Origin of the sequence: Actinomadura nitritigenes, from assembly GCF_017573545.1 — a bacterium.
Taxonomy (GTDB): Bacteria; Actinomycetota; Actinomycetes; order Streptosporangiales; family Streptosporangiaceae; genus Spirillospora; species Spirillospora nitritigenes.
Genome location: NZ_JAGEOK010000031.1, coordinates 13,565 through 25,331, shown reverse-complemented (window position 1 = coordinate 25,331; position 11,767 = coordinate 13,565). Strand labels below are relative to the sequence as shown.

10 protein-coding genes are annotated in these 11,767 nt (G+C 74.7%); 4 read left to right on the top strand and 6 right to left on the bottom strand.

Annotated elements, in window-relative coordinates:
* Positions 1-4: 4 nt before the first annotated feature.
* The 4 genes from J4557_RS37165 to J4557_RS37150 form a co-directional block, all read right to left on the bottom strand.
* On the bottom strand, positions 5-1,624 hold the full coding sequence (locus tag J4557_RS37165; RefSeq protein ID WP_208271492.1) for a glutamyl-tRNA reductase: 1,620 nt from the start codon (positions 1,622-1,624) through the stop codon (positions 5-7).
* Positions 1,625-1,828: 204 nt separating this feature from the next.
* Positions 1,829-2,572, bottom strand: coding sequence for a redox-sensing transcriptional repressor Rex (locus tag J4557_RS37160; protein ID WP_208271491.1), 744 nt, complete (start codon positions 2,570-2,572; stop codon positions 1,829-1,831).
* Positions 2,573-2,970: 398 nt separating this feature from the next.
* Positions 2,971-3,246 carry a glutaredoxin family protein gene (locus J4557_RS37155; RefSeq protein ID WP_208271490.1) on the bottom strand — a complete coding sequence of 92 codons (276 nt, stop codon included), beginning with the start codon at positions 3,244-3,246 and terminating at the stop codon, positions 2,971-2,973.
* 2 nt (positions 3,247-3,248) lie between these two features.
* Entirely contained in the window at positions 3,249-4,628 is a 1,380-nt protein-coding gene (locus tag J4557_RS37150; RefSeq protein WP_208271489.1) for a putative quinol monooxygenase, read from the bottom strand.
* A gap of 186 nt (positions 4,629-4,814) precedes the next feature.
* On the opposite strand from J4557_RS37150, the gene J4557_RS37145 reads away from it, so the two are divergent.
* From J4557_RS37145 to J4557_RS37130, 4 genes are all read left to right on the top strand, one after another.
* Entirely contained in the window at positions 4,815-5,441 is a 627-nt protein-coding gene (locus J4557_RS37145) for a sigma-70 family RNA polymerase sigma factor (RefSeq protein ID WP_208271488.1), read from the top strand.
* A gap of 114 nt (positions 5,442-5,555) precedes the next feature.
* Entirely contained in the window at positions 5,556-5,783 is a 228-nt protein-coding gene (locus J4557_RS37140; protein ID WP_208271487.1) for a hypothetical protein, read from the top strand.
* Between the two features lie 10 nt (positions 5,784-5,793).
* Positions 5,794-6,669 carry an HAD family hydrolase gene (locus tag J4557_RS37135; protein ID WP_208271486.1) on the top strand — a complete coding sequence of 292 codons (876 nt, stop codon included), beginning with the start codon at positions 5,794-5,796 and terminating at the stop codon, positions 6,667-6,669.
* Between the two features lie 100 nt (positions 6,670-6,769).
* Positions 6,770-9,973 carry an ATP-binding protein gene (locus J4557_RS37130; protein WP_307800422.1) on the top strand — a complete coding sequence of 1,068 codons (3,204 nt, stop codon included), beginning with the start codon at positions 6,770-6,772 and terminating at the stop codon, positions 9,971-9,973.
* Here J4557_RS37130 and J4557_RS37125 read toward each other — a convergent pair.
* Positions 9,951-10,727: an ABC transporter permease gene (locus tag J4557_RS37125; protein ID WP_208271485.1), complete on the bottom strand. Its 777-nt coding sequence runs from the start codon at positions 10,725-10,727 to the stop codon at positions 9,951-9,953. The genes J4557_RS37130 and J4557_RS37125 overlap by 23 nt on opposite strands.
* Positions 10,724-11,749, bottom strand: coding sequence for an ATP-binding cassette domain-containing protein (locus J4557_RS37120; protein WP_208271484.1), 1,026 nt, complete (start codon positions 11,747-11,749; stop codon positions 10,724-10,726). The genes J4557_RS37125 and J4557_RS37120 overlap by 4 nt, the downstream gene beginning before the upstream one ends.
* Between the last annotated feature and the right edge of the window lie 18 nt (positions 11,750-11,767).

Sequence of the window (11,767 nt, the reverse complement as noted above, 5' to 3'; positions counted from 1 at the left end):
GCGGTCACGACTGTTCCCCATCGCGCGGCGCGGCGCCGCGCGCGCTGACCGCCCGGACGCTCTCGGCCTGCGCGTTCACGGTGCCGGCGTCGACCGCGTCCACCGTGTCCGCCGCGGCGTCCGCGGGAGCGCCGCTCACGCAGTCGGCCTCGGCGCACTCCACCCGCGTCACCCGGGCGACCTCCGCGGCCTTCGCCGCGTCCGCGACCCGCGCCCCGGCGGCCTCGTCCGCCGCAGGGGCCCCCTCCACCGTACGCGCGGAACCGCTCCAGGGCGCCGCGGCGCTCCCGGGCGCCGGCTCCCCGGCGTCGGCGTCGGCGTCCATGTCGGCGCGCGCGACCGCCACCGGCGCCTTCGGGTCCAGGTCGAACAGCCGGCGCAGCGCGTCGGCGTAGGAGTCGCCGCCCGGTGCCGCCGCCAGTTCCTTCACCCGGACGGTCGGCGCGTGCAGCAGCTTGTCGGCGACCCGCCGGACGGTCTGCTGGATCTCCTTGGCGGTCCGCTCGTCCAGCTCCGGCAGCCGCCCCGCGAGCCTGGTCAGCTCGGACTCCACGACCGCCGCGGCCTTGGTGCGCAGCGCGACCACCGTCGGCGCGACGGCGGCGGCGCGGGCCGCGCTGAGGAACGCCTCGACCTCGTCCCGGACGATCCGCCGGACCGCGTCCACCGCCTCGGGGCCGATCGCCTGCGCGGCCTCCTGCGCGGTGCGCAGCTCGTCCAGCCCGGCGAGCCGCACCCCGGGCAGCGCGCCGACGGCCGGGTCCACGTCGTGCGGGAGCGCCAGGTCCAGGAAGAACCGGTCCCGGCCGTCCGACCCGACGCCCTGCGCGGCCACCTGCGGCGCGGTCAGCACCAGGCCCGTCGCGCCCGTGCACGACACCACCAGGTCCGCGTCGGCGATCGCCGCGTCCAGCGCCGCCAGCTCCACCGCCCGCGACGGCACCTCCAGCGACTCCGCCAGCCGGACCGCGTTGGCGTGCGTGCGGTTCGCGACCACGACCTCGCGGGCCCCGGCGCGGCTCAGCGTCGCCGCCGCCAGCGAGCTCATCGACCCCGCGCCGACGACCAGCGCCCGCACGCCGTCCAGCGGGCCGAGGTGCCGCTGCGCGACCTCCAGGCCGACGCTGACCAGCGACGCGCCCGCCTGGTCGATACCGGTCTCGGCGTGCGCGCGCTTGCCGACCCGCAGCGCCTGCTGCAGCACGTCGTGCAGGTCGCGGCCGAGCGTCCCCTCGTCCTGGCCGAGCCGGAACGCCTTCCGCAGCTGCCCGAGGATCTGGCCCTCGCCGACGACCATCGACTCCAGCCCGCACGCCACCGCGAACACGTGCTGGACGGCCCGCTCCTCGTAGTGCACGTACAGGTGCCGGGACAGCTCGTCCAGCGGCACGCCGGAGTGCAGCGCCAGCAGCTCGGAGATCGCCGAGACACCGCCGTGGAACTTGTCGACCACCGCGTAGATCTCGACCCGGTTGCACGTCGACACGATCGCCGTCTCCGCGACGTTCGCGGACTCGTGCACCGCGTGCAGCAGCTTCGCCAGGTCGTCCCCGGTCACCGCCGTGCGCTCCAGCACCGGCACGGGCGCGCTCCGGTGACTCAGCCCCACCACCAACACACTCATGCTGCGTCTCCCGCGGGCCTGCGCGGCTCCATCCGCCGCCGCTCCTCAGTCCAGGCGACGCCGCGCCGCTCCGTCCCGCTCATGCTGCGTCTCCCGCGGGCCTACGCGGCTCCATGCGCCGCCGCCTTCCCTCGTCGCTCTGGTCGCTCGTTCCTCGCTCCCGCCGCTCCTCAGTCCAGGCGACGCCGCGCCGCTCCGTCCCGCTCATGCTTCAACCGCCTCTACGTACTGCGTGGCGCCGGGAGGGGCGTCGCCGCTCTCCAGGGGGGCGTAGTCACCCGGCCCCCCGGCCTTGCGCTGCTCGTGGAACGCGAGGATCTGCAGCTCGATGGACAGGTCGACCTTCCGCACGTCGACGCCGTCGGGCACCGACAGCACGACGGGCGCGAAGTTCAGGACGCTCGTCACGCCCGCGGCGACGACGCGGTCGCACACCCCCTGGGCGGCGGCCGCCGGGGTCGCGATCACGGCGATGGACACGCCGTGATCGGCGATCACGTCCTCGAGCCGGTCGGTGTGCTCCACGGTCATGCCGGAGATCTCCTGGCCGACGATCGCCTCGTCGGCGTCGAGAAGGCCGGCCACCCGGAATCCGCGGGACGCGAATCCGCCATAACCGGCCAATGCACGGCCCAGGTTACCGACACCGATGATGGCGACCACCCAATCCTGGGTGAGGCCAAGCTCACGTGAGATCTGGTAGACGAGGTACTCGACCTCGTACCCGACTCCGCGGGTGCCGTAGGAGCCCAGATGGGACAGGTCCTTGCGGAGCTTCGCCGAGTTCACCCCGGCCGCCGCGGCCAGTTCCTCGGACGAGACGGTCGCCACACCGCGCTCCTGGAGCCCGGTGAGGGCCCGCAGGTAGACGGGCAGGCGCGCGACGGTGGCTTCGGGGATGCCGCGGTCCGCGCGGTCGCGGTGGTTGCGGTTCTGTCGAGATGTCACGGCCTGCTCTTCGGGGCTCGACGCTGGGGGCGGGGCCCGAGAACCCCTCACCCCGGCTCGTGGCCGGACCGCACGGCCGCGGCCGGACCGCCCCAGGGCTACCCATCAGGTTAAGCCTTTGTGAATACGCGCACAAAGTGCCCCCCGGTGAACGGGCGGGACGCCCGGTACGCGCACCGCCGCCCGAAGCCCGCCCAGCAGCGGGTTTCGTGACCGTACCCGCGGCGGGCCGCCCGGCGCGGCGCGGGCGCGGTGTGACCGACGAGACATTCACCGGCCCGCCGTTCCAGCGCCCGGCCGGTGCTCCGGCGTGTTCCGGCGGCGCTCCGCCCGGGCCGCCCGGGCCGCCCGGGAGGGCGGGTCAGGCCGGGTGGGGCGGGCGGGTCAGGCCGGGTGGGTCAGGCGGTGCCGCGGGCTTTGGCGATCGCGGCGCGCAGGCGGTTCTCGTCGACCCGCCAGAAGTCGTGCTGGACGCCGTTGATCAGCGTGACCGGGATCTGCTCCCAGTACTCCCGGGTGTCCTCCTCGGACCGGGTGATGTCCCGCTCGTCCCACGGCACGTCCAGCTCGGACGCGACGCGCTCGATGATCGCGCGGGCGTCCTCGCACAGGTGGCAGCCCGGCTTGCCGAGCAGGGTGATGCGGACCTCGCGGCCCTGGTCTCCGGACGGCACGGTCACCTCCCCTGGTGGTCGGGCGCGGGCAGCGGCAGCTTGGCCGCGCCGAGCCGCAGCTCGATCACGTTCGTGGCGAGGACGTGCGTCCGGGACTCGGCGAGGAACCGCTGCAGGTGCGGCTGGCGCCGGTGCACCGCGAACGCCGCGTCGTTGCGGAACAGCTGGTAGAAGATCCGCTGGGTGGGGCCGTTCACCACCTCGTGGCAGGTGAAGACCAGCGTGTCCGGCTCGACGGCCCGGACGGCCTTCACCAGCTCGGCGGCGAGCCGGTCGAAGGCGTCCTCCCGGCCGTCCAGCAGCGTGTAGACGGTGATCTGGCCGCACCCGTCGGGGAGGCCGCTTCCGGACAGGGCGCCGGACGGGCCGAGCCCGCCGAGCGGGCCCGCGAGGGCGCCGCCGGGCAGCGCGGGCTCCGGAAGGGCCGGCGGGCCGTCGACGCTGGTCGGGCCGGCCGGGTCCGGGCCGAAGGCGGACGGGTCGAAGCCCGCGGGCGCCGCGGGCGCCGCGGGCGCCGCGGCCTCCAGCGCGGACGGTTCGGGGAAGCGCAGCTCCTCGGCGGGCGCCGGTTCGGGGAAGCGCAGCTCGCCGCGCCGCGAGTCGCCGGCCGGCGTCGGCGCCGGGACCGGCTCGGAGCGCGCGGCGTACGCCTGCTCCTCGTAGCCGCCGGCGGGCTCGTCGGCGTACTCCTCGCCGTACTCGTCGTAGCCCTCGTCGTCCTCGTACACCGGGATGGTGCGCATCGCGCCGTACCAGACGAGGCCGGCGGCGCCGCCGAGCGCGATGATCGCGAGCGGGGCGGGCAGGAACCCGCGGGTGCCGCTGACCACCAGCACCCCCGCGAGCGCGACGAGCGCGACGGGGATGAGCAGCTCGCCGGCCTCGCGGTCCTGCTTGCTCGCCAGCCACGCGGTGACGCCCGTGCAGCCGACCAGCGCGATCACCGCGACCACGTGCGCGCCGTCGATCAGCAGCAGCGGCAGGGCGTCGTAGGTGGCGCTCGGCTTGGGCAGGCTCTTGGACAGCGAGCCCTTGAGCGGGTCGACCAGCAGGATGACGATCGCGACGACCGTGTAGGAGATCGTGAACAGCCAGGCGGCGAACCGGACCTGGACGTACCGGGCGATCAGCTCGATCATGCCGAGGGCCAGCCACACCGGTCCGATCAGCGCCGCGCCGAGCTCCATGACGCGGAAGAACAGGCCGTTGTAGCCGGCCATGAAGCCGATGGCCATGCAGAGCAGCGCGAGCGTCAGTCCGACCTGTGTGAACGACCAGGCGATGAGGTAGAGCAGCCGGTCCTTGTAGGCGCGCTGGACGAGCAACCCGGTGGCCGCGAGGGCACCAAGGGTCGCAACGAACGCGATGAGGGCATCGACCATGGCGACCCCATGGTGCCCGATGGCGGGCGATGAGAGGTAACCGCCGTCTTCACGCGGCACCTCGGACGGCGGCTCCGCGCACGGATTCGCGGCCGGGGAGGGCTCACCGCCCATTGCCTGCCGTACGGATCGGTATCTAGAGTGGCAGATCGCGTCGGAGGTCGCGTACGCCCCGAGGAGAACTGCATGAGCAGCTTGGCTCTCGAAGCCCGGGTCGTCCCGCTTCCTCGGCGTTCCCGGGAGTCCGCCCCCGGCGCCGACCGTGCCGAGGTCCTCAAGGCGCTGGTCCTGCGGGCCCGCGAGGGCGACGCCGAGGCGTTCGGCTCGCTCTACGACCACTATGTGGAGCTGGTCTACCGGTACGTCTACTACCGCGTCGGCGTCCACTCCCTCACCGAGGACCTCACCAGCGAGACGTTCCTGCGCGCGCTCCGGCGCATCCGCGACTTCCGCTGGCAGGGCAAGGACTTCGGCGCCTGGCTGGTGACCATCGCCCGCAACCTCGTCGCGGACCACTTCAAGTCGGGCCGCTACCGGCTGGAGGTCTGCACGGCCGAGCCGGTCGAGCCGGAGCGCTCGCAGGAGGGGCCGGAGCGGGCCGTCCTGGACGCGATGACGCACCGCACGCTGCTCGCCGCCGTCCGGCGGCTCGGCTCGGAGCAGCAGGAGTGCGTGGTGCTGCGGTTCATGCACGGGCTGTCGGTCGCGGAGACCGCGCTGATCATGGACAAGAAGGCGGGCGCGATCAAGGCGCTGCAGTACCGCGCCGTCCGCTCGCTCGCCCGGATGCTCCCGGCCGACCTGCACCCCTAGCCGTTCGGGTCGCGCCGCCGGCCGCCGCGAGACTTATTGGATGAACTGTCAATTAAGGTCGGGCCGTAACCCGTCGCGCCGTCCGGTCGTTCTTGCGGGCGTGAGGAGGCGGACGTGAGGAGCAGGCACGGCAAGAGGACCGGGGCGGGCGCGCGGCTCGACGGGCTGCGCCCGGACCGGCCCGGGGCCGCCGATCCCGGCCCCGATCCGCGCTTCCGCGCGCTGCTGCGCGAGCGCCTGGTGACCGCCGCCGGACGCGCCGGTGAACGCACGGGTGACGGCGCCAGTGACAACGATCGCAATGAGGCGCGGGACGACGGCCGGAACGCGCGCATTGATTAGGCTCGGGCGTATGCGGCGATTCTGGCAGCGCGGCAAGCACGAGGACCCCGTGAGCGCCGGGGAGGCGGCCGCCGCGGCGGCGGCCGAACCGAGCCCGCTCCCCGAGCCGGACCCCGCCGCGGCGGCGTTCTTCGACGTCGACAACACGATGATGCGCGGCGCGTCCATCTACTACTTCGCGCGCGGCCTCGCCGCCCGCAAGCTGTTCACCATGCGCGACCTGGCCATGTTCGCCTGGGGGCAGGCCGCCTTCCGATTGCGCGGCACGGAGAACTCCGAGCACATCGGCAGCGCGAAGGAGGCGGCGCTGGCGTTCGTCGCCGGGCAGCGCGTCGCCGGGATCGTCCGGCTCTCCGAGGAGATCTACGACGAGGTGATGGCGGACCGCATCTGGCACGGCACCCGCACCCTCGCCCTCCAGCACCTGGACGCGGGCCAGCAGGTCTGGCTGGTCACCGCCACGCCCGTCGAGGTCGCCCGGACGATCGCGCACCGGCTGGGGCTCACCGGAGCGCTCGGCACCGTCGCCGAGACCCGCGACGGCGTCTACACCGGGCGGCTCGTCGGGAACCTGCTGCACGGGCCGGCGAAGGCGGAGGCCGTCCGGGCGCTCGCGGCGCGCGAGGGGCTGGACCTGTCCCGCTGCTCGGCCTACAGCGACTCGATCAACGACCTGCCGATGCTGACGGCGGTCGGGCACCCGCACGCCGTCAACCCCGACGGGGCCCTGCGCGAGCACGCCAGGGAGAACGGCTGGCCGATCCACGACTTCCGGACGGGCCGGAAGGTGACCATGGTCGCGCTGCCGGCCGCCGCGGGCGCGGGCGCGCTGGCGGGCGGGGTCGCCGCCGGCATCGCCCTGCGCCGCCACTACCGGTCGAACTGACACCCGCTCCCGCAACCCGAACCCATCGCCCGATTCCACCCCCCGATCCCCCAACTCGCGACCTATCGCGAGTTGGGGTGACACGCTCTACCCTGTCGGTGTGAAGCCGGACCGGGTGAACGTCGAACTCGCGCTGTTATCGCGGGTCTCGTGCCGTGGGCGCGACATCACCGGCCCCCGGCTCCGCGACCTCCTCGCGCTCCTGGCGGGCGAGCACCGCACCGGCCTCAGCGCCGCCCGTCTCGTCGAGGGGCTCTGGCCGGACGAGCGGCCGGAGAACCCGGCGAAGGCGCTGCAGGTCGTCGTGTCCCGCGCCCGGTCGCAGCTCGGCTCCGACGTCATCGTCAGCACCCCGTCCGGCTACCGGCTCGGGCTCGACGAACCGGCCGTGGACGCGTCCGCCGTGCTGGCCGGCGCGTCCAGGAGCGCCCGCAGCGCCCGCGAAGGCGACCACGCCGCCGCGCTCGCGCACGCCGAGGACGGGCTCGCGCTCTGGGACGGCCCGCCCGACGCGTCCGGCGACGACCCGCTCTCGCTGCTGCGCGCCGACCGCGCCCGGACCTACCGCGACCTCGTCCGCGGCCGCGCGCTGGCGCTCTCCCGGCTCGGCCGCCACGGGGAGGCGGCCGGCCCGCTCACCGCCCTCGCCGCCGAGCACCCGCACGACGAGGAGATCCTCGCCGAACTGCTGCGCAGCGAGGCCGCGACCGCCGGGCCGCCCGCCGCGCTGGCGCGGTTCGAGACCTACCGCCGTGCCCTCCGCGACCAGCTCGGCAGCGATCCCGGCCCGGCGCTGCGCGCCGTCCACCGGGAGCTGCTGCGCGACACCGCCGCCGACACCGCCGGCGGCACCGACGCCGACGCCGTGCCCGTCGTGCGGCGCGGCATCGTCCACGACCCGAACCCGCTGCTCGGCCGCGCCGCGGACATCGCGAATGTCCTCGGCCTGCTGCGCACCTCCCGCGTCACCTCGATCGTCGGGACGGGCGGCCTCGGCAAGACCCGGCTCGCGCACGCCGTCGCGCGGGAGGCCGAGCAGCGGACGGTGCACGTCGTCCCGCTCGCCGGCGTCGCGCCGGACGGCGACGTCGCGGGCGAGGTCGCGTCCGCCCTCGGCGTTGGCGAGGCGCGGCACGCGTCCGCCCTGATGGCCGGGCCCGCCGACGAGGTCGCCGGGATCGCCGACGCCCTCGGCCCCGGTCCGGCGCTGCTCGTGCTGGACAACTGCGAGCACGTCGTGTCCGCGGCCGCCGACCTGGTCGGCGCGCTCGTCTCGATGACCCGCGACCTGCGCGTCCTCACCACCGGCCGGGCGCCGCTCGGGCTGTCGTCGGAGACGGTGTACCCGCTGCCCGAGCTGGACGAGGCGACGGCCGCCGAGCTGTTCGAGCAGCGCGCCCGCGCCGCCCGCCCGAACGCCGAGCTGCCCCGCGAGCGGGTCCGGGAGCTGTGCCGGCACCTCGACGGACTGCCCCTCGCCGTGGAGCTGGCGGCGGCGCGCGTGCGGATCATGTCGGTGGCGGAGATCGCGCGCCGGCTCGACGACCGGTTCGCGCTGCTGCGCGGCGGCGCCCGCGACGCCCCCGCCCGGCACCGCACCATGCACGCGGTCGTCGACTGGAGCTGGACCCTGCTCACCCCGCGGTCGCGGGCCGCGATGCGGGCGCTGTCGGTCTTCCCCGGCGGGTTCACCGCCGGCGCCGCCCGCCACCTCGTCGGCGACGGCGTCCTGGAGGTCCTGGAGGACCTCGCCGACCAGTCCCTGCTCGTCGTCACCGACACCGGCGCCGGCGCCCGCTTCCGGATGCTGGAGAGCGTCCGCGAGTTCAGCGCCGCGTACCGCGAGGAGGCCGGCGAGACGGAACGGGCCGTCGACGGGCTGCTCGCCTGGGCGCGCGAGTTCGGGACGGCGCACCACGAGCGGCTCTTCGACGCCGAGCCGTTCGACACGATCGACCTCGTCCGGGCCGAGCAGGACAACCTCCAGCAGGCCCTCCGGTACGGGCTCGCCCGCAGTGACGGCCCGACGGTCGCGGCCGTCACGGCCGTCCTCGGGGCGCTCTGGACGATCGAGTCCGCCTTCACCCGGCTGTCCGCGCTCGCCGGGGAGGCGTCGGGCGCGCTGACCATGTTCCGGCCGGAGCCCGCGCAGGTCGCCACGGCCCGGACGGCCCTCGCCCTCTGCTCCATGATCTCGCTGGTGCTGAAGGGCCCGCAGATCACGCGCACGCTGGTGGCGCTGCGGCGCCTGCCGCCGCCGTCGCCGTCCACGCTGGGCGGCGCGATAGCGCTCGTCATCCGGTCCGCGCCCGAGATCTTCGCGAAGGACTCCACCGTCCTGGACGAGATGCGCGCGAGCGACGCGCCCCTCCTCGCCGGCATCGCGGACGTCCTCGCCGGATACGTTCTCGAACGGAACGGCGACCTGCAGGGGGCGCTCGCCGCCACCGAGGTCGCGCTGAAGGCGATCGAGGCCCCGGTCACCCCCTGGGTCGGGCTCGCCGCCCACTCCCGGCTCAGCGAGCTGCTCATGCAGGTCGACGAGAGCGAACTCGCCCTGACGCACCTGCTGGCCGCGCTGCGGCTGATGGAGCGCCACGGCTGGCGGGACATGTTCGGGCTGCACTGGGCGATCGCAGGCGTCAACCTCCACCTCGGCGAGCACGACGAGGCGGAACGCTGGCTCGACCGGTCCCTGACCCACGGGCCCGAGGACTCGTACGGCACCGCCTCCTTCGACCTCGGCGCCCGCGCCGAACTCGCGTTCGGGCGCGGCGACACCGGCACCGGGCTGCGGCTGTGGCGGGAGGCCGTCGGCCGGCTGAAGCACGACGCGGACCCGTCCGTCGAGCCCGAGTTCGACCCCTGGACGCTGGAGACGCACATCGCCGCGGTCGTCGCGCACGCCCGGCACGGCCGGCTCGACCTCGTCCCGGACGTCGTCGCCGGGCTCCCCGCCAAGCTCGCGGCGCTGCTGGCCGACCCGCCGCTGCCGGTGCCGGCGTTCTTCATGGACCTGCCCGTCCAGGGCGGGATCCTGGTGGCCCTCGCCATGGTGGACCTCGCCCGCGGCGGCGACCGGGCGCGCGCCGCGCGGATGATCGCCCTGGCCGAGCGGCTGAACTTCGTCCGGACGTTCCAGCCGACGATGGCCCCGGCCGCCGTCCGCCGCGCAGCCCAGGACGCCGACGGGCCGGCGTACGCCGACGCGGTGTCGGCCTACGCCGGCCTCGGCCGGGACGGGCTGCGGACCGCCGCCCGCGCGGCGCTGGACGTCTGGGTCAGCGCGACGGATCGCGGTTGAACAGCCACTTCGCCCACAGGTAGCCGACCACCGCGACGCCCGCGCACCAGGCGATCGAGACCGCCGTGTCATGCCCCGCGGGCCGGCCCATCAGCAGCTTCCGCAGCGCCTCGATCATCGGGGTGAACGGCTGGTACTCCGCGAACCACCGCACCCCGGCCGGCATCGAGTCCGGCGGGACGATCGCGCTGCCGAGGAACGGCAGGAACTGGATGATCAGCGGCGAGTTGCTCGCCCCCTCCGGGCCCTTCGCCAGCAGCCCCAGCGCCACCGCGAACCAGGTCAGCGCGAACGTCAGCAGCACCATCAGGCCCGCCGCGGCGAGCCAGCCGCCGAGCCCCGCGTCCGGCCGGTAGCCCATCGCGACCGCCGCCAGCACCGCCAGCACCAGGCTGGTCAGCGTCTGGATCATGCTGCCGGCGACATGCCCGGTGAGCAGCGACGACCGCGCGATCGGCATCGTGCGGAACCGGGTGATGACGCCCTCCGTCATGTCCACCGCGACCGCCACGGACGGCGACATGCAGCCCGACGCCACCGCCATCAGGATGATCCCCGGCGTCACGTAGTCGATGTAGTCGACGCCGCCGACGCCCTTGCCGAGCGCCTTGCCGAACACGCCCACGAACAGCAGCAGGAACAGGATCGGCGTCATGATCGAGCTGAACGACAGCGCCGGGTAGCGCAGCGCGTGCCGGAGGTTGCGGCGCAGCATCGTCGCCGAGTCCGCCGCCACCTGGGAGAGCGCGGTCATCGCGAAGCCGCCTTCCGGTCGTCGTCCTGCGTGATGTCGGTGGAGGCGCCTGGGTTCTCCGTGCCGCTTGGCGCACCCGGGCCGTCCGGAGCGTCGCCGGTGAGGGCGAGGAACACGTCGTCCAGATCGGGGGTGTGGACGGAGAACTCCTCCACCTCGATCGCCTCGTCCTCCAGGCGGCCGAGCAGCACCCGCAGCGACCGGACGCCGCCGTCGCTCGGCACCTGGAGCGTCAGCGCCTCGTCGTCGCGCGCCGACACCGGCAGCACCCGCGCCGCCGCGTCCAAGCCGTCCGGGCCGGCCAGCCGCAGCACCACGTGCCCGCCCGGCACCATCCGCTTGAGCTGCTCGGACGTGCCGTCCGCGACCAGTCGGCCGCCGTTCAGCACGCCGATCCGGTCGGCGAGCCGGTCCGCCTCGTCCAGGTACTGGGTCGTCAGGAAGATCGTCACGCCGGCGGCCACCAGGCCCCGCGCCAGGTCCCACATCGCCCGGCGGCTGCGCGGGTCCAGTCCCGTCGTCGGCTCGTCCAGGAAGATGATCTGCGGGTCGCCGACCAGCGTCATCGCGATGTCGAGCTTGCGCCGCATGCCGCCGGAGTAGGTGGACGCGAGCTTCCCGCCCGCCTCCACCAGGTCGAACCGCTCCAGCAGGTCATCGGCGCGCCGCCGCCCCTCCGCGCGGCCGAGCCGGTACAGGTCGGCCATCAGGATCAGGTTCTCGCGGCCGGTCAGGAGGCCGTCCACCGCCGAGTACTGGCCCGTCACGCCGATCGCGCGCCGCACCCCTTCGGGGTCCCGCGCGACGTCGCGGCCCGCGACCCGCGCCTGCCCGCCGTCCGCGCCGATCAGCGTGGACAGGATCTGCACCGCCGTGGTCTTGCCCGCGCCGTTCGGCCCCAGCAGCGAGAAGACCGTCCCCCGGGGCACCTCGAAGTCGAGCCCGTCGAGCACGACCTTGTCTCCGAACTTCTTCCGCAGCCCGGCCACCTCGATGGCCGTCTGCGCCGGTTTCGTCGTCATGCCGCCGACTCTGCGCCC